This window comes from Pelosinus fermentans DSM 17108, from assembly GCF_000271485.2.
Classification (GTDB): domain Bacteria; phylum Bacillota; class Negativicutes; order DSM-13327; family DSM-13327; genus Pelosinus; species Pelosinus fermentans.
The window spans coordinates 3,029,917-3,049,267 of record NZ_AKVN02000001.1; the positions used below are offsets into that span (position 1 = coordinate 3,029,917).

17 protein-coding genes and 2 tRNA genes are annotated in these 19,351 nt (G+C 37.6%); 7 read left to right on the forward strand and 12 right to left on the reverse strand.

What is annotated here, in order from left to right:
* Nucleotides 1–148: 148 nt before the first annotated feature.
* The 3 genes from FR7_RS14015 to FR7_RS14025 all read right to left on the reverse strand — a co-directional run bounded on the left by FR7_RS14015 (nt 149) and on the right by FR7_RS14025 (nt 3,089).
* Nucleotides 149–1,081 carry a L,D-transpeptidase gene (locus FR7_RS14015; RefSeq protein ID WP_007935405.1) on the reverse strand — a complete coding sequence of 311 codons (933 nt, stop codon included), beginning with the start codon at nt 1,079–1,081 and terminating at the stop codon, nt 149–151.
* A 108-nt stretch (nt 1,082–1,189) separates the two neighbouring features.
* The gene (locus FR7_RS14020; protein WP_007935407.1) at nt 1,190–2,329 is read right to left on the reverse strand and encodes a two-component system sensor histidine kinase NtrB; all 1,140 of its coding nucleotides are present in this window, start codon (nt 2,327–2,329) and stop codon (nt 1,190–1,192) included.
* A 397-nt stretch (nt 2,330–2,726) separates the two neighbouring features.
* A complete protein-coding gene (locus FR7_RS14025) occupies nt 2,727–3,089 on the reverse strand; it encodes a hypothetical protein (RefSeq protein ID WP_007935409.1) in 363 nt (120 codons plus the stop codon).
* A gap of 183 nt (nt 3,090–3,272) precedes the next feature.
* On the opposite strand from FR7_RS14025, the gene FR7_RS14030 reads away from it, so the two are divergent.
* A tRNA-Leu gene (locus FR7_RS14030) sits at nt 3,273–3,358 on the forward strand.
* Nucleotides 3,359–3,464: 106 nt separating this feature from the next.
* On the opposite strand, the gene FR7_RS23910 is transcribed toward FR7_RS14030, so the two are convergent.
* A complete protein-coding gene (locus FR7_RS23910; RefSeq protein ID WP_007935410.1) occupies nt 3,465–3,629 on the reverse strand; it encodes a hypothetical protein in 165 nt (54 codons plus the stop codon).
* 466 nt (nt 3,630–4,095) lie between these two features.
* Here FR7_RS23910 and FR7_RS14035 point away from each other — a divergent pair, with 466 nt between their 5' ends.
* From FR7_RS14035 to FR7_RS14045, 4 genes are all read left to right on the forward strand, one after another.
* Nucleotides 4,096–4,740 carry a hypothetical protein gene (locus tag FR7_RS14035; RefSeq protein ID WP_007935411.1) on the forward strand — a complete coding sequence of 215 codons (645 nt, stop codon included), beginning with the start codon at nt 4,096–4,098 and terminating at the stop codon, nt 4,738–4,740.
* A gap of 263 nt (nt 4,741–5,003) precedes the next feature.
* Nucleotides 5,004–5,159 (forward strand): hypothetical protein, encoded by a 156-nt coding sequence (locus tag FR7_RS23915; RefSeq protein WP_007935412.1) that lies wholly within the window; start codon nt 5,004–5,006, stop codon nt 5,157–5,159.
* Nucleotides 5,160–5,406: 247 nt separating this feature from the next.
* A tRNA-Leu gene (locus tag FR7_RS14040) sits at nt 5,407–5,492 on the forward strand.
* Nucleotides 5,493–5,579: 87 nt separating this feature from the next.
* Nucleotides 5,580–6,317, forward strand: a complete 738-nt coding sequence (locus FR7_RS14045; protein ID WP_007935414.1) for a M48 family metallopeptidase — start codon at nt 5,580–5,582, stop codon at nt 6,315–6,317.
* A 22-nt stretch (nt 6,318–6,339) separates the two neighbouring features.
* Here FR7_RS14045 and FR7_RS14050 read toward each other — a convergent pair whose 3' ends face one another.
* The 4 genes from FR7_RS14050 to dat form a co-directional block, all read right to left on the reverse strand.
* Complete coding sequence (locus FR7_RS14050) at nt 6,340–6,849, reverse strand: hypothetical protein (protein WP_007935415.1); 510 nt, start codon at nt 6,847–6,849, stop codon at nt 6,340–6,342.
* A gap of 17 nt (nt 6,850–6,866) precedes the next feature.
* Entirely contained in the window at nt 6,867–7,196 is a 330-nt protein-coding gene (locus FR7_RS14055; protein WP_007935416.1) for a hypothetical protein, read from the reverse strand.
* Between the two features lie 126 nt (nt 7,197–7,322).
* On the reverse strand, nt 7,323–8,753 hold the full coding sequence (locus FR7_RS14060; protein ID WP_007935417.1) for an MFS transporter: 1,431 nt from the start codon (nt 8,751–8,753) through the stop codon (nt 7,323–7,325).
* Between the two features lie 112 nt (nt 8,754–8,865).
* Complete coding sequence (gene dat / locus FR7_RS14065) at nt 8,866–9,726, reverse strand: D-amino-acid transaminase (RefSeq protein ID WP_007935418.1); 861 nt, start codon at nt 9,724–9,726, stop codon at nt 8,866–8,868.
* Nucleotides 9,727–9,864: 138 nt separating this feature from the next.
* Here dat and FR7_RS14070 point away from each other — a divergent pair, with 138 nt between their 5' ends.
* The gene (locus FR7_RS14070; RefSeq protein WP_007935419.1) at nt 9,865–11,001 is read left to right on the forward strand and encodes an acyltransferase; all 1,137 of its coding nucleotides are present in this window, start codon (nt 9,865–9,867) and stop codon (nt 10,999–11,001) included.
* Nucleotides 11,002–11,024: 23 nt separating this feature from the next.
* Here FR7_RS14070 and FR7_RS14075 read toward each other — a convergent pair whose 3' ends face one another.
* The 4 genes from FR7_RS14075 to FR7_RS14090 form a co-directional block, all read right to left on the reverse strand.
* A complete protein-coding gene (locus FR7_RS14075; RefSeq protein ID WP_007935420.1) occupies nt 11,025–12,386 on the reverse strand; it encodes a hypothetical protein in 1,362 nt (453 codons plus the stop codon).
* Between the two features lie 107 nt (nt 12,387–12,493).
* Entirely contained in the window at nt 12,494–14,257 is a 1,764-nt protein-coding gene (gene pyk, locus FR7_RS14080; RefSeq protein ID WP_007935427.1) for a pyruvate kinase, read from the reverse strand.
* A gap of 36 nt (nt 14,258–14,293) precedes the next feature.
* On the reverse strand, nt 14,294–14,494 hold the full coding sequence (locus FR7_RS14085; protein WP_007935429.1) for a hypothetical protein: 201 nt from the start codon (nt 14,492–14,494) through the stop codon (nt 14,294–14,296).
* A gap of 307 nt (nt 14,495–14,801) precedes the next feature.
* The gene (locus FR7_RS14090; RefSeq protein ID WP_007935431.1) at nt 14,802–18,230 is read right to left on the reverse strand and encodes a DNA polymerase III subunit alpha; all 3,429 of its coding nucleotides are present in this window, start codon (nt 18,228–18,230) and stop codon (nt 14,802–14,804) included.
* A gap of 231 nt (nt 18,231–18,461) precedes the next feature.
* Between FR7_RS14090 and FR7_RS14095 the strand changes: the two genes are divergently transcribed.
* Nucleotides 18,462–19,331: an ABC transporter substrate-binding protein gene (locus FR7_RS14095; protein WP_007935433.1), complete on the forward strand. Its 870-nt coding sequence runs from the start codon at nt 18,462–18,464 to the stop codon at nt 19,329–19,331.
* The last annotated feature ends 20 nt before the right edge of the window (nt 19,332–19,351 follow it).

A 19,351-nucleotide genomic window follows, 5' to 3' on the forward strand; every position in this document is an offset into this window, starting at 1 on the left:
CTTTATATTTCCCATTTTTTTATTTTAAAAAGGATGCTGAAATAGAAGGAAATCTATCCCAGCATCCTTTTTCTATTTTATGCTAAATAAGCTGCTTTTATCAGCACTCTAATAAACAACATTTTTTATACTGCTACTAATGCAGTTTTTAATCACTATTGAGCTCTAATTCATCATTCTCCCGAAAATCCGTCCGTAAGCTAAATAACTTTTCAATATTTTCTATTTTACTATAAATAATATCATTTTTAATCAGACCTTGATATGCAATATTATCTTTCCAAATTAACTTTTTCTTATCATCCCATATAAAGCCACTTTTACAGGCTGAAGCAACAGCCCAAACTGGCAGATAAGTGGAATTGCCAACCAAAATTCCTTTCTGATCCAATCGAGTATGATTTATTTTTATATTCTGCTCCTTGGCAAATTCTACTTGCTTACCACTCTCTTCTCTTAAAATCGCTGACAAAAACTCTTCATTTACAAATCCCGTATATCCATATTCAGCTAGTTTTGCATTCACATCAGCTAAAGTAATAGCATTATAGCCATAAACATCCGGATAAATCCCAATTGATGCTTTCCCACTTTTTCCAATATCAATTTTAATCCGCTCATAGGTTATTGTTACTGGCGTATTATTCGTAACAATCTCAAACAACTCTTCCGCTTCCTCCTCTCGCATTCGCACGCAGCCATTCGATACTGCCATGCCGATTGTCCAAGGAGCATTGGTTCCGTGTATTCCATATAAAGGTAAAAACTCCATCCAACGATACCCCAAGGGATTATCAGGTCCTGACATTACAACATAATTACGTCCGGGGGGAATCCAAATGGGATCACGTTCCTTACTGACAATATAAAAATTACCCATGGGAGTTGGTGTAGAGGGCTTACCAATTGCTACATAATATTCTTTGTTCATTGTATTACCATAATACAATTGCAAAGTGCGGCTAGGCAAATTAATAATAATCTGAGGTAAATTATTTTGCTGCGCCGCAGCACTAATAGGCAACAGGATAAAAATCAATAGAACAAATATGCTGATTACATTCCTTGAAGAACAAAACACAGACATCCCTTCTTTATCAAAAATTAAAGAACACTAAACATATATGAAGGATGTTCTGAGCATATGACAGGATATATTTTTCCATATTTTAAAATAACAAGGTTTACGTTACTGTAAGTTTAAGATTTGTTGATGCACTACTGCTAAGCGATTGGTACAATCATCAACAATTGGCAGGTAAACATGTACTTTTGTACCGCCTTTTTCACCTGCACTAATATTAACAAAACCACCATGTTCTGCAATAATACGATTGGCAATAGGCAGTCCCAGCCCGACTCGATCCAATTTAGTTGTATAAAAAGGTTCGAATATACGTGACAATATTTCTGGTGTTATACCTGCCCCAGTATCATTTATCGCAAGCACCAACATACTAAGCTCTGCATTCATCCACGATTTTATGCTCAATACCCCTTCTCCATCCATGGATTCTATAGCATTTTGCATAATATTCATTATCGCTTGCTTAATAAGATTTTTATCTGCAGTAATAATAGGAAGATTCTTAGCTAATTCCTTATTTATATTGATCTTTTCACCACCTAACTCTTTAAAACTTAGCAATAATGCCTCTTCCAGCAAACGATTCAAATCAACACCCGGTTCTTTTTGCACTGGTGGTTTTGCAAAAAGAATTAATTCTTTTACTACATCATTGATATAAGACACTTCACCCAGTAAAGTTTCTAATACATCACGGCGTACAGTATACTTATCATCATCAATACGCCCTAACATAACTTGCAGATACCCACTAATCGTAGTTAAGGGGGTTCGTACATGATGAGCCACACCAGCTGCTAATTCCCCCAATGACACTAGCATCTGTGTAGTCTGTATTTGCTTTATGGCAGCTCTGACAGCAGATACATCCTGTAATATAACGATCATACCATTGAATTCACCCAAAGAATCGACCAGTCGCAATGCATCAATATGAAGGTAAATAATTTGATCATTCATTTTCAAGCTAATATTAGCAGTCTTAATATCCTCATATTCTGAAACATCAAAGATTTTCAGGAATTGTTCACCATATTTTCTAAAAATAAATTCCGCCCTTTTTCCGATTACAGCAGAATGATCCACTCCTCCGATTCGTTCTGCCTCCCGATTCAAACTTTTTATGCGCATTTCTCGATCAAGATGTATAATCCCATTTGTCGTCGATTCAAAATATTCTTTATACTCATCTTCTTTTACTAAATGTACTAATCTATTTTGCGAAGTTGCCGCTAAGTACATATTTTGCCCTCTCCTTACCTTCCTATTTATTAAAGTGATACTTAATATTCTTGTAAATAATTGTAAGTCCTGCTAAATTAGACTAAGTTCTTTTCGTAAAATTGCGACATAATTCTAAGTAAACCAGCCCGTTTTGTCGAATATTCTTATGCAAAGCCCCAGCGCCCTAGTGTTAACAAGCTTGTTCCGATTTGATTTTCTACTTCATTTCGACACAATAACTTTTATTTGCTATAGACATTTTAACATCGAACCGTATTTTTTACCATTTTATTACATTTTTAATCTATTTTACCATATTTTTACACATAATTGTATGATGCTTGCTTTATAAAAAAAATAAGGATGGCAACGATGCCCTCCCTATAACTATAAAATTGATTCAAAGATTTTTTACTTACTCCCCAAGGTATTTTTGATGAAAATATCCAGGATCAACTGTTTTAGGCACTACCGCATGAAACCGCAGCCATTCATTTCCTTGTTCTTGCTTCGCTAATAGATAACTTTTCACAGGAAAATCGTTATCATCAACACTTAAGAGAAGACTTTGGTCAGCAGCAGAATTCAAATCGCCTTGAGGATTACGATCCGTATAAAAATACTGATCAACAAATTGTAAATTACCTTCATTATCATACCCTACATCAAAATAAATCGAATCACAGTCAATAATAAATTCATATTCACCTTCATTGCTAAGTGTCTTGCTGTTCAATAAAACTTTTTTTACAGGTAAACGCCCCATTTTTGTTGCCATAATACCATCCTCCTCATCTCCATAGATGTACTCTCAGAAAACAGCCCCATATATGATACAATTGTTTCCAAAAAACAAATAATTATACCAACTACAGAATTTATTCTTGACAAGCTTCTTCTTATCATGGTATTATATCAATTGTCTGGTGAGCAAAAGCCTAACACCAAACAACTTAGCAGTGCCGAAGTGGCGGAATTGGCAGACGCACCTGACTCAAAATCAGACGTGTACTCCACGTGCCGGTTCGAGTCCGGCCTTCGGCACCAGTATTTTATAAGACTTTGCATTTATGCTAAGTCTTTTTTTCATGGGAAAGTAAAACATTCTGAACGCGAAGATTATGGTCTTTGCCTCCTTTATAATCTTCTATTATTAAGCTTTCTTCTTTAATTCTTCAATAACCTTTTTGGCTCGTTCTCGGTCATTATCACTGTTAAAGGAGAATGTTCCATCTTCACAGATTCGGTAGCTGATCCCCGCTCGATTGAATGCTTCTAGCATCTCTACCGCCTCTTCAAAATCATATTCTACACTCATAACGCACCATCCTTATTATTATCATCCTCTGGCAAATATTGTTCAATTATTGATATTTTTATTATGCATTTTTTAGAAGCTTTAATTCACAATAATATTTCAACACGCATCCTTTTATTATTTTCTACTTCCCTGCACGGTTTGGATTGATACAGTCCATAAGGGGGTGAAATTTTATCAGCTTATCGGTTATTCTTACAGTGATCAATATAACTATGGTTTCTATGCTACTGAACCCTACGCCAATCTAGGAAGTGACCGCGAAACTATAAATAGCATACTCTCTAGTATTAAAATACTAAAATGACCACACGCCAGCACTCAATGCTGGTTTTTTCTTATCCCGCCCTTTCAGATTTTTTAGTGCTGTATTGGATAAATTGTAAGATATAACGAATAATATTTTTATAATCGTTTTTGATAGGAAATACTAACTTTTAAATTACTTGGTAAAAGGAGTGCTCTCTTGGATACTATAGAAATGATTATTCAGACAAAGTCTACACTTCATAACCTTGTGGTAACCAAATGGTTTACACAAGATCTATTGTCTATTAAATGGTGGGGACAAATAGGATTTGTTATTTTCTCTTACATCCTTTGTTTTTCGTTAATGGATAAGACTAGGCTAACAAAAACAATATTATTTGGAGCTCTCATATCTGTATTTGCTGTTGTAGTCGATATAGTCGGTTCTAACTTCAATTACTGGACACATACAGTATTCATTCTCCCAATAACACCAAGTATATTTCTTTACGACATTACGGCGTTACCTATGTACTACATGCTTATATATCAACACGCTTACTCATGGAAAAGCTATGCAGTGTGGAATATAGGAGCATCTGCAATTATGGGATTTGTCTTTTCGCCATTACTGGTAATACTGGGTAGTATACAGTTTAGTAACTTTTCTTATCTCGATAACTTCCTGATGATATCTTTTATTGGTTTTCTGGCAAAGGCAGCAACGTCTCTTATTTTTTCTTTTGAAGATCAGTACCAATCAACCCAGCGGACCTCACAGCCTTTCGCTCGCTTACAGCCATCTATGAAACCATTAGATGAACCAAAAGAAAATCAGGATGACACAAGAGATAGTCAATAGTCTAATACTCTGGTTAACGGCCTCATGTTATCCTCCGTCCCCAATATTACCTCTCTATTACCATCCTCATAAAATCGTTTAAGCTTTTATCAATAACCTCTGCAGTAGTCGCATTAGCTTCATTCCCTAGCCCGATAAATCTGATTCTACGCATTTTTCTTTACATAGTCACATGGCTCTCGCCCCCTCATAAATACATTAATTTTTATAGAGAAGTAAATTTTTATACATATTGGTTACACTATCAGTAGGAGGTGATTATTATGAAAAAGGAAATCAATGAAATGGATTCTAGTATTCCCGAATCTGAAATAGTTACCGAAAACCAAGATTCTGCAGACACTGAGATGAATACGAACACACAAGCTAAAAACAACCACGGGGGCTTCGTAATAAGTAATAATCAAATGCCAAGTTAATGAAAGGCGCTGGTGTTACCCAGCGCTTTTTGCTATTAGATATTTACCTCGTAACATTTAGCACACGGACTGTCACTGACATATATCCACATACCGACCTGTTCTTTGCATTTCTTCGCGACCTTCGCAGTTCATTATTGGTTCTATTTATAACTTTTTTACCCAACTTCCCATTACCGCAACTTGACAATAACGGTCTGTTATGTTATCATGATATTCGTTGAGCCAAGTGCTCAATATAATTTATGCCGAAGTGGCGGAATTGGCAGACGCACCTGACTCAAAATCAGACGTGTACTCCACGTGCCGGTTCGAGTCCGGCCTTCGGCACCAGTATTTTACAGCCTCTAATTTTCAATAATTAGAGGCTTTGTTTATTTCTGCAGGAGTTTTACACGATACTGTCTAATGAAGGATATTATGAATACACTTAAAATTGATAATCATCAACTAACATATACTATTGTATCTCAAAAAAATCGAAAGTCGATTCAATTAAAATTAACATCATCCAGTCATCTAACTATAACTGCCCCTACCCGCTTTCCTAAGGAAGACATTGAAAAAATAGTATTTGAAAAAAGAAAATGGCTTGTAAAACAAATAACAAAATTGAAAGCTGCAGCAAACAACCCCATTAATAAATCAGTTTGTGATAATGCGGCAATACTGTTTTTAGGGCAGCCCCATATCCTTAAATTTATGAGTAAAGATACTCATAAACCTACAGTTCACTTAGAAGAGAATCAAATTATGCTGAATATTCTTCCTTTAACTGAGAAGGATGCAAAGGCAATAGCCGAAAAACTCCTTAAGCAATGGTACATCCACTATGCTACTGACACCTTAGCCGCAAGAACAGCTTTTTGGGCATCGGTCATTAAAGTAAATCCAAAACGAATTACCATTAAAGAACAAAAAACCCGCTGGGGGAGTTGTTCTTCTAAAGGCAATATCAATTATAATTGGAGAATCATCATGGCACCGATGGAAGTCATTGATTATTTGGTAATTCATGAGCTTTGCCATTTGCGCATACCAAATCATTCTCAAGCTTTTTGGCAGGAAGTAGGAAAATATTCACCTCATTTCAAACAATGTCGGGAATGGCTTCGCACGAATGGAACGCTAATCATGACCCTCCTCAGCTGTACATAAAAAAGACGTTTGACATTGTTAGTTATAACAATGTCAAACGTCTTTTTATTATACCAGCAAGAATGCCGCCCATTATTCCAGTTATAAATTGTGGCCAACTCATAACAAAGAGTAGGCCTGCGGCAATTTTTGTAGGAATCGCAATGAAAGTTAACAACCAATTAAAGGCAACATACATCAAAATACTTTTGCCTGCAGCAGCAGCAAGAATTTTCATCCAGTACTTCTGATTTTTTCCTATTAAAAATATTCCTATAAATATAGCATTTCCCAATGCAACTGGTATGATAAAAATAGGAAGAGGCAACACTTGCTGAAAATATGCCACTATAGGCACTAAGGATACAAGGACAATAGCAGGTCCCGCTCCTGCCGTTTCAGCAGCAATCAAGAAACAAGTATTCATCAGGCTACCAATTAAAAAGGTAGACAGAAGAGGAGGTATAGGAATTAACAAGCGTATTGACTGAAATAGCAATGCGAGAGCCAACAATAATGCTGTACGAGTGAGAATCGCAACCTTTGGTCTCATCGTGATAAAGCCCCTCTTTACTTATGCCATTTATGACGGTTCACTGGTCGATTATTAGAGCCACGAGAACGGCCAAATAGCATCCATGCCAACAATGCTATAATAAGAATATTACCAACAAGACCACTAATAATTCCCACATCAATTAAGACGGAGACAGCTGTTAGTCCACCAAGAAATGACATGCTCGACTTTAAATCAATAAAAGGATATCGCCTTAAAATCAAATAGGCGATCCCAAATATCGCCAAATCAATACATACCCAGATAAAAGGGTCAACAACTATATACTTGACAACACTGCCACCAATCATTACCATGAATATCCGCAACCATATTTGATTCATTTTTTTGCCCTCCTTTAATAATACACTTGCCATTACACTTTTTCTGCTGTTATATACTTTTACTATAAATAACAAACAATACTCTTGTCAACTTTTTACCAAAAATAGAATGGCAAGAAGCAGCTTTCATTTAACAACTCTTAAATGTACATGCCCTTTTCTACTTAATGAGATAATGAGTCCAATACCAGCAAAACAGGCACCAATTATTAATGCAAGATGATATGCTGCCAAAAATGCACTCATATATGCATCCTGATTTAGAATTAAAGCCCCCGCCAGCTCTTGCTGTCTCTTACTTTCAAAGACAGATACAGCGACTGCTGTACCACTTACCATCCCAACATTGCGCATTAAAGCACTAATTCCGCTTGCCAATCCTACTTTTCTAACGGGTACGGAACTTAATACGCTATTATTATTCGGTGATTGAAACATCCCATTACCAATCCCCATAATCCCCTGACCTATAGCAACATGCCAGATAGTAGAATATGCATCCAATGCAGCTAAATAGAATAAACCTAGCATCAAAATTCCTAAACCGCTGCTGGTTAATAATACAGGACTAACTCGTTCCGATAAATAACCACTAAGAGGAGCGGCAATTGCCATTAATAGGGGAAAAGGAGTGATTGCCAAGCCAATCTGAGTTGGTGTCAGCAGCAAAACAGAGTGCAAATAAAATGGCATGAGCATATTATTAGAAAACATAGCCATAAAAGATAATAAGCCTGATACATTCCCTGCAAGAAAAGGCCAACGTTTAAATAAGGATAAATCAATCATCGGCTCTTTAATTTTTCCCTCAAACCAGATAAACGTACTCAGCAATAACAGGCTTATTATGCCAATACTGCCTGTTATTAAAGAATTCCAGCCCCATTCATGTCCTTCGCTTAATACCACGAGTAACCCCGTCATTCCTAAAGCAAATAAAGCAGCTCCTTTAAAATCAAAAGTTCCAGCCGCATATTTCTTCTCAAAAGGTAAAATGTAGTATCCTAATAAGTAGGCAAGAATTCCAATTGGCAAATTAATGTAAAAAATCCATTCCCAATTAAATAGTCCTACCAAAATCCCACCTAAACTCGGTCCAGTCATAGCAGCTAACGCCACTACCGTACCATTCATTCCAAGGACTCTCCCTCGCTCTTTGCCAGGGAATGTTACACTTATAATCGCAGGAGCATTGGACATTAACATGGATGCACCGGCACCCTGCAGCACTCTTGAAGCTACTAAATACCAAATCGTACTAGATAAGCTACACAATAGTGAACCAATTGTGAAAATCGCAAATCCTAATAAATAAATCTTACGTCGACCATACATATCACCAATCTTACCAAACAAGGGCAGCAAACTTGAAATAACCAATAAATATGCCGTTACCACCCATTGTACATCTGTTAATTCTACGCCAAAACTAGCAGCAATTAACGGTAGAGCGACATTTACAATACTAGAATCCAAAACTGCCATAAATGTCCCCATTACGGTAACAATAAAGATCAGCCAGCGATAATAAGGTAAATTCTTCAACTTATCTTGCATCCTTTAGCCTCCATAAAATAAAGCGCAAATTCTCATTACTACTATATACAAAAATAGCAAGGTCCATCCCCTGCTATTTTTGGTATATCACATTTGATTCATAGGAATGCGCTTAATTCCATCCGCATTCTTCATCAATTAGCTGCGTATATGCAGCTTGCAATTTACGCGTAATCGGACCGACAACTCCATCATTTACCAGTTTTCCATCAATAGAATTAACGGGCATAATTTCGGTACTAGTCCCTGACAAAAATGCTTCCGATGCGCCTTTTACAAAAGATACATCAAATGCTTTTTCCAAAATGGTCAAATCTAGCTCTTTCGCAAGTCGTTCTAATAAAATCGTACGAGTTATACCTTTTAAAATTAAATTCGTTGCTGGATGCGTCCAAATCACGCCATCCTTCACTACAAAAAAGTTGCTGCTCGTCCCTTCTGTTACAGAGCCTTCTCTTACCATTACCGCTTCATAACAGCCAGCTTCTTTCGCCTGTTGCTTACCTAGTACATTACTTAATAAGTTTAAGGACTTAATGTCACAGCGCAGCCAGCGTTCATCAGGTATCAATATGATTTTCACACCATTATCTCGCAATTCTTGCTTAACCGGTCCGCTAGATCGAATAGACATAGTCAAGCATGGCACTACTTGCTCAGGAAAAGGATGGACTCGAGGCGCAGCCCCTCGCGTGATCTGCAAGTAAATAGCTCCTTCTGTAATACCACTTTCTTTTATTAAAGCCTCATGAAATTGAACTAACTCTTCAAAGGTATACGTTGCAGGAATACGAATGGCCCGCAAAGATTGGTACAGGCGATCTAAATGCGGCCTTAAAGCAAAGCATTTACCATTATATACTTTGGTAACTTCATATACTCCATCACCAAATTGATGTCCTCGATCTTCCATCGTAACAACCTTCTCATTCATATCGACAAATCTACCGTTTATTAATCCTAGTTCTCTCATTACTAAATCCCCCTAAAAATTTTATATGCTTAAGACTCCCTTATTCCCCATCTGCTTTATAGCAGACAAGCAGGAATATGATATCCGCATTACGAATAAGATAATTTTACATAAATCTAAACAGAAAGGAAATTTACCATGTCTCAGAAAAAGATAATAGCAATTGAATATATTCGGGGCATATCCATGCTTGGAGTGATTGGCATCCATACTGGAGCCTACTCCTTAAGTAATCCCAAAGTAAACATCCATTTGTTTGCTTTATTGGAGATTCTCACACGCTTTAGCGTTCCGATTTTTTTCTTTGCTTCAGCTTTTGGCTTATTCTTCACACAAAACCTTACAGCTCGATTCAACTACAAAGACTTTCTCGTCAGACGATTACGTACTGTTTTAGTCCCATATCTCGTATGGTCCATTATATATATGATTCATTATACCTTCGTAAGTGGCGATAGTACCATATGGCACCCTCCCCTTCTCTATGAGTTTGCTTTCTTTGGACTGGCTTCCTATCAGCTTTACTTTCTGATTATTTTATTATGGTTTTATGCCCTCATGCCTTTATGGCGAATTGCCGTATCCTACATCATCCAGCATCCTGCCCGCAATCTGAGCATCATCTTACTATTGCAGATACTCTTTAACTATTATTCCAGCTATATACTACACGCCGATTTCAGTAACCACTATATAAATAAATTAATCTATCATCGTCTGAGTTACTGGATTTTCCACTATCTATTTATCTTCTTATTAGGAGCTGTATGTGCTGTAAAATATGAGCACTTCAAAGAATTGATCAAAAATCATCAAACCGCTGTCGCAAACTTTTTTTATCTAACTCTGGCAGGAATCTTATCTTACTATTATTATTTGCTATATTGGCTGCACTACACACCAGAAGCTGCTGTCAATACCGCTCACCAGCTTAGTCCTATCGGAGTACTATATACCTTATCCACCACATTATTTTTGTTCATGATATTCAACAAGGAAAAGCTTCCCCTTGGAATCAAAAGCATCCTTTCCAGGTTTGGTGAACATTCCTATACAGTTTATCTTGTCCATCCTTTGGTCATGTATTATCTCATCAATTATATCGCTGGACAAAACCTAATGATGACCGCCCTTGTCACCATTGCATTTTATCTAGCAGCAACCCTTATCAGTCTGGCCTTTTCTCTTATTGTAAAACGAGTAAGTACATTTCTGCCAATTATCAGCCTTTTATTAACAGGCAGTAAATTATCAAAACCAAAATCCGGTGTATAATTATACCCGGATTTTTTTGCTCATTACATTTTAAATCGTAATCTCTCACTATCTGTAAATAAAATAGGCTCAGTAAGCACATTCGTATAAGGCAGATTCTTTTTTACTTTCCGTTTATCCTTTAACCAAAAAAGTAATAACATTTGACAATATTTTTTTATTGATTTGTGATTTGCTGCCATGGCAGGGTTCTCTACCCAGCACTTAAAAATATCTACAATGGTTTGTCCTGAAGAACCAACTAACTCTTGTTTGGCAGCAAAAGAAATAATAATCAGGGATTCTTTAACCACTGCAAATAGCATCTTATGCTTATATTCATCAATACACTGAACAAATCTCAGTTCAGACCATAATAACGATCTTCCCACTTCCAGCATAGGATGAAATACTGTGAAAGCTCCTAAAATCCCATGGCGAGAAACAGTTAACTTTATTACTCTTCCCGCAACCTCCACTACCTTTATCCACTGGCAATAATCCTGCCTTAAGATAGCGATGGAAAACAAGAACTTTAAGATATTTCCAGCTAACAAATTATTCGGATTTAGGCAAGCAGATGCTGCAAGATTGCCCCATTCTTCATATAATAATTCCAACTGGCTATCGAGTACCTTTGATTGAATTAAAGCATCTGTAAACTCCTCTATCATCGCAAATAATGCCATGTTATTAATTCCAACAATACGATGAAGCCAAGCTGTTAACATACTTACCAGCTCTTTTGCAACCTCTTCGTTAGGCTGGTTTGCAGTAAACCAAGCAGATAAGCGTATACTCATTTCTCTAAATAAAGCAATATCACGGCGCCGCAAGCTTAAAACACCCATGGCCTTAAACGATGTAATTGCTGCAGTTATGATTTTTTTATCTTTCGCTGCATCTCCCCTGTCCATAATTAAAAAAATGCATTCTGTTATCTTCGCAACTAAAAAATTTTGTCTTTGCTTTAACGCTATAACACCAATTAATGTTAATTGCTCTGCTGCACCAGGAATACATTCAGGTGATAGCTGACGAATCAACGGTCTAAACGCATCCAAGATGAAGCTGGCCATATCAGGCTGTTTCTCATTCAATGCTGCTACACTAATAGCCATTAACCGTACTGCCTCGTCCTGACGCATTATTCCATAGCCAAAAGCCAATTTAAGTAAATCAATCGCTTGATAAGCCATAGCAGTATCATTACTAGCGATACTTTTATGTAAAAGTACATACACTTGTTTTAATAATCGTTGCGCTGCTTTTTTATCCCTACGGGAGCTGCGAATCAATGTATTCAAACGAAATGTTAATATTTTAAAATTCCAATTACATTTTCGATAATAATAACGAATTAATAGTATCGTTAAAACACTGCTTATCGATGCTACCCAAAACAATAGCAACACCCTCCGCTCATCTTAGATTCTTTAAAGCACCATAAGGCTCCGCTAAGCGAAAGCCTTATGAGTATAGCAGCGACAAGATTTAAAAGAATCATAGCTCTCTATCTAGCGTTAATTTCTCCCTGATAGATGAGCCCTCTTGCTCCATCAACAGTAACCAGCATTCCATCCTGCAAACGTTTCACTGCACCATCTACCCCGATTATCGTTGGTATTCCAACGCTAATACCAACGATAGCGGCATTAGAAGTCAATCCCCCCTCCTCTGCAATAATGGCTGCTGCTTTAGATGCATAAATAGCGGTTTCTTCATCGATGCCTGTTACGACTAAAATATCTCCCGGACGAAACTTGCTTTTAACTTCTTTAATGGAGTGAGCAACACAAATATTTCCAGATACCGATCGCTGACCAATTCCAACTCCTCGCAATAAGATCCTTCCAACAACATGAACACGAATCATATTGGTCGTACCAGACATTCCAGCAGGCACACCCGCGGTGACAACAACTAAATCGCCTTCATTAACTAAACCTTGTTCCACGGATTTAGCGGTGGCATTTTGTACCATTTCATCTGAATTTTTGGTAGTTACGCCTAAAACAGGTTGAACACCCCAAAACAGCATCATACGACGTAAGGTCTTATCATGGGGCGTAACTGCAATGATGTTGGCTTGAGGACGATATTTCGAGATCATGCGAGCTGTATGCCCATGTTCTGTCGCCGTGATAACCGCAGCAGCATTTAATTCATAAGCGATCTGTACCGTAGCATGGCTAATCGCGTCCGTAGTTGTATTTTTCAATGTCATACCTTTCGAGAGTAACAGCGTGTTATATTTCAAAGACTCTTCCGTGCGCATGGCAATCCTCACCATTGTTTGCAGAGTCTCAACCGGATAGCATCCTGACGCGGTTTCACCACTGAGCATGATACAATCGGTTCCATCTAAAATAGCATTGGCAATATCACTGGCTTCCGCCCTTGTCGGGCGAGGATTCATCATCATCGATTCTAACATTTGTGTCGCGGTAATAACAGGTTTTCCCACCTTATTACATTTTTCAATTAAGATTTTTTGTACAATAGGAACTTCTTCAGCAGGAATTTCTACACCCAAATCACCTCTAGCTACCATAATTCCATCAGCGACTTTTAATATTTCATCAATATTTTTCACGCCTTCAGCGTTTTCAATCTTAGCAATAATCTCCATTTGCCCATTCACAACTTCTAATAATTTACGAATCTCTATTATATCTGCTGCACGCTGGACAAAAGACGCAGCAATAAAATCCATATCCTGCTTAACGCCAAATAAAATGTCTGCCTCATCCTCTTTTGATAAGAAAGGCAAATTAAGACTCACACCAGGCACCGCTACTCTTTTACGATCACTAATTTCACCACTGTTTTGTACAGTGGTAATAATCTCATCTCCGATTACATCATCCACATGAAGACTGACTAATCCGTCTGATAATAAAATCGTATTACCAGCAGCTACTTCTTGCGGCAATGACTTGTAATTTACGGACGCCATCTTTACAGTTCCTAAGATCTCCTTTGATGTCAAAATAAATGCTTGTCCTATTTTTAACTGAACTTTCCCGTTGACAAATTTACCAAGCCTTATTTCTGGTCCTTTGGTATCTAGCAAAAAGGCAATGTTCTTATTTAATTGTTTACTGGCTGTGCGCAACATTTGGATACGCTTTCCCTGCTCTTCATGAGATCCATGAGAGAAATTAAATCGACTAATATTCATGCCAGCTTCCAGTAAACTTTCCAAAACACCTGGCTTATCAGTACTTGGCCCTAATGTACAGATAATTTTCGTCTTTTTTATTATGTTGTACACCCCCTTGTTTAACCATTGCTCATTATCTATGAATCATTACTTTATTGCATGTTGACAAAGAATCGCATGGGCTTCATCCGCTTCTGATTCTAATACTAATATTTCATACAAACCATCACCGACAACAGACGCAACTCCAGCTTGCCTAGTATTTGCCAAGATTCCTTCTGTACATAGTAAATTCTTTAATTGGTCAGCTTGCGCTTTATTCTTTGCGATATATATTACAGTCCACATATTTCCTCCTGCTACTTCTTTCATTTTTTTAACAATTGTCTATAAATCTACGAAGCATTCTATTTCAAAATAAAATCTATACATTGCTTTCTCCATATTAGAGCGTATTCCTGCTAATTTTTCTTAGGCGTGACAAAAATATAATTTCTTCATCTACTTTAGAGCTAACGCCCACTATTTAAGGAAACTTTGTAATATCTTGTCTACCATATTATAATAATATGGACGGGAAGGAGCAGCTATCGCTGTACTGCTTCTCACAGGAAAATAAGGAAAACACTTGGCTTACAACCAAGTGTTTTCTTATTTATGCAATGGTTACCTGCCCTTTACCAATGATAGTTTCTAATGCTTCTATCGCTTCGGGAGTAGGCCTGATCCAAAATTGCTGTTCTGTTTTTATCACACGCCGACTATCTGTCAGATGCAAAAAGACAACACTAGAACCGGGAAATTTCCTAAAGGTTTGTTTTAATTTTTCAAAAACATCCCCGCTTTCTTGCACTTTACTAATTTTAAGCCGCACTTCCAGATTTTGCGGATCACCAAGTAATTGAATATCATCTGCAATTACTTTCGCCTTATCCTCACTCATGCTCAATCTGCCAGATACCCGAACAGGTGTATCTGGTAATAAAATTTTATTGAATTTATCAAAGGTTTTAGGGAAGATCACGATTTCTATCTGCTCTGTAAAATCCTCCAGAGCAATAAAACACATCATTCCACCATTCCTAGTAGTAATACGCTTTGCACTAATAATCAGTCCCGCTACTTTAATATTCTTGCCATCACCATATTCACCAGTAACCAACTCAATTAGAGGAGTGAAACTGTTCATCTTCTCTCTATACGCATCTAAAGGGTGTCCCGTTACATAAAAGCCAGTGATTTCTTTTTCCAATACCAGCATCTGTTCTTTTGGGATCTCGGGAATATCTGGCAGAGTAATCTCATCTGCATCATTTAAAGTCTCTTCACAAAACAAGCCGATCTGCCCACTGACCTTATCCCGCTGACGCACTGCAGCCATGTCGATTGCTCGTTCTAGTACTGCTAATAACTGTGAACGCTTTGCACCCAATGAATCAAATGCACCGCATTTAATTAAACTTTCGATTACCCGTTTATTAATTAAGCGCATATCCACTTTAGTACATAAATCTACCAGCGACTCAAATTTTCCATTAGAATCACGAGCAACTACCATATTTTGAATAGCATTCTCGCCAACGTTTTTTACTGCTGCCAAACCAAAACGTATCCCATTCCCATCTACACTAAAACTACTTTGACTGGCATTGATATCAGGCGGCAGTACATCAATACCCATTTGACGGCAAGTCTCAATATAAGAGCCAATTTTCTCATTGGTCCCCATAACACTTGATAATAAAGCTGCCATAAATTCTTGAGGATAATTCGCCTTTAAATAAGCAGTTTGATAGGCAACCAAAGCATAAGCCGCACTATGGGATTTATTAAAACCATAATCAGCAAAATGTGCCATCAAATCAAAAATTTCCCCTGCCATCTTCCGTTCAATGCCCCGCTCACCAGCCCCCTGCAAGAAATTCTCCCGTTGGGCATCTAGTACATCGTGCTTCTTTTTCCCCATGGCTCGTCTAAGCAAATCTGCTTGTCCCAAGGAAAAACCAGCCATCACCGAGGCAATCTGCATAACTTGTTCCTGATATAAAATAACACCGAAGGTATCACATAAAATTGGCTCTAATAAGGGATGTACATACGTAACTGTTTTTTTACCATGCCGACCATTGATAAAGTCTTCTACCATGCCACTTCCTAAAGGACCTGGCCGATATAGCGCCACTAGAGGTATTAAATCGGCAAAGCATTCAGGTCTTAGATCCTTCACTAAAGTAGTGATACCGCTTGACTCTAACTGAAAGACGCCTGCTGTATCGCCATTAGTCAGCATAGCACTTACTTTAGGATCATCTAAGGGAATATGATCAATATCAATCTTTATCCCCCGACTTTTCTGTACAAGCTTAATCGTATCACCAATAACAGTTAGTGTTCGAAGCCCTAACAAGTCCATCTTTAATAAACCCAGTTCTTCTACCTTATCCTTATCATATTGCGTCGTTAAAAATCCTTCGGCAGAATTTTGCAGCGGCACATAATGAGTCAAAGGCTCTTTAGAAATCACTAGCCCTGCAGCGTGGGTAGAAGCGTGCCGTGGCAATCCTTCAACTGCCATTGCTAAATCTAATAATTTTCCTACCGCTGATTCATTTTCATAAGCAGCACGAAAATCCGAACTGATTTCCAAAGCCCGCCGCAGAGTAATCCCCAATTCATTCGGTACCATTTTGGCAATTCGATCGACTTCACCATATGGCATATTTAAAGCTCGCCCTACATCTCGAATAGCTCCTTTAGCAGCCATCGTTCCAAAGGTAATAATCTGGGCTACCCGATCGGCACCATAACGATCCGATACATATTCAATGATCTTGCCGCGATTCACATAACAAAAATCAATATCAATATCGGGCATAGTAACCCGCTCAGGATTCAAAAATCGTTCAAACAACAAGCCGTAAGCAATTGGATCAATATTAGTGATCCCCAATAAATACGCAACAATACTACCTGCAGCCGATCCACGGCCTGGTCCTACGGGAATTTCTTGCTGTCTGGCATAATTAATAAAATCCCAAACAATCAAAAAGTACCCCGAATAATCCATCTTCATAATAACGCCTAACTCAAAGGCCAAACGATCATTAATCTCTGGAGTGACTTCACTATAGCGTTCTTTCAACTGATCCCGGCACAGCTTTTCAAGATAGTCATTTGCTGTAAGACCTTCTGGTACAGGAAATTCAGGCAAATATAAATTGCCAAAATCTAAGGTCACATTACAACGCTCTGCAATGCGGCAAGTATTTGCAAGGGCTTCTGGATACGCCCCAAATAACTGTGCCATTTCATCAAAATCTTTCAAATAAAATTCATCACTGAAGAATTTCATTCTAGCAGTATCATCTACGGTTTTTCCCATTTGAATGCATAACAACACATCATGACATTCTGCATCCTGCTTGTTAATATAATGTAAGTCATTGGTCGCGACTAAGCCAACATCAAATTTACGAGACATTTCGATCAAAAGCGTATTTACCTTTTTTTGTTCCGGTATCCCATGATCTTGGATTTCAAGAAAAAAATTATCTTTTCCAAAAATGTCAATATACTCTTGAACCAACGCCTCAGCAACAGTGATATTATCTTTTAATAGCCAGGAAGGGATTTCTCCTGCAATGCAGGCACTTAGGCAAATGAGTCCCTTACTATATTGGCTAAGCAGTTCTTTATCAACTCTCGGTTTATAATAAAAACCTTCGGTATTTCCTCTCGATACCAACTCAATCAAATTACGATATCCTTCATCGGTTTCAGCCAATAATACCAAATGATAATAGGCTTCCCCTTCCACCATAGTTCTTTCCCGCCGGGAACGAGGAGCCACATAGACCTCACAGCCAATGATGGGTTTAATACCTTGCTTTTTTGCTTGCTTATAAAAATCAACAATGCCATACATTGTACCGTGATCGGTAATCGCGATTGCTGGCATATTGAGTTCTTTTGCTCGTTTTACCAGACTTCCAATACGGCTGGCGCCATCAAGTAAGCTATATTCTGTATGTACATGCAAATGCACAAATGACCTAGCATTAGAGTGCTGCAATTGTTTTTCCATCTATTTCACATCCTTTTAGATGACACAATTCTTATTCCTATAGAAAAGTTCATTTTTATTATACTTTATAGTAAGAAATAACGGAACCACTATGTAATTCATTCTTTCTGATTGAACAATAACAGATGTCTTTGTAGGTAAGACCAATATATTTTTTGTTATGTTTCGCAGGTATTTTCATAAATAAGTTGAATATATAGAGGTTATAAATGTTTAAAGAGGTGTTGTGAATTGTATACTATAGGCATTCTGCAATTGACGCAAAATTTAGATGATGCCGTCCATGGTTTTAAAGCAGAACTTACAGAACACGGTATTCATGCCGAGTTTCATTATTTAAATGCCGATGGCAATATAGATCAGCTTGCTAAATTAGCAAATCAACTAGCCGAAAAAGAAGTGGATCTCATCTTTGCTTGCTCGACGCCAGCTGCTGCGGCTGCTGTAAAACTTACACAAGATATTCCAGTAGTATTTACACCTGTATTTGATCCTATCGGTGCTAATTTGGTACTTAGCATGACAGAGCCTGGCGGTAAAGCAACTGGAGTTGCAGGCATGGTCAAAGCAGAAGATAAATTAAACTTTATAAATCGTCTCTTACCTGCCATCAAAAAAATCGGTATGCTTTATCATACTGAGGACTCTAATGCGATTGTAGAAGTAGCAAACTTTCGTAAACTAAACAATCCCAAAGTGCAATTTATAGAAATTCCTATAAAAGAAGCAGAGAATTTATCCAATTTGCCGGATATATTACCTCATGATTTAGATGCTTTATTTCTGCCAATCGGCAAAATCATTGAAGATAATTTTGCCACTATCGTTTATTATACGGATACCCTTGAAATTCCTGTCATTGCTTCTCATGCCCCCAATATATCTGACGGCGCCTTGGCTGGTTTGGTAGCTAACCACTATCAGTTAGGTAAAGATTGCGCCGTGAAAGCGATGCAAATTTTAAAAGGTGCTAGTCCTAGCCAAATACCTGTCGATACTGTAAAAACACCAGAAATTTGGCTGAATCAGTTTACTGCGGATAATCTAGGGATATCTTTTGCCGAAGATTTAAAAGAAGAAGCCACAGAAGTTTTTGAATAAAACTACCCTATCTAATTAAA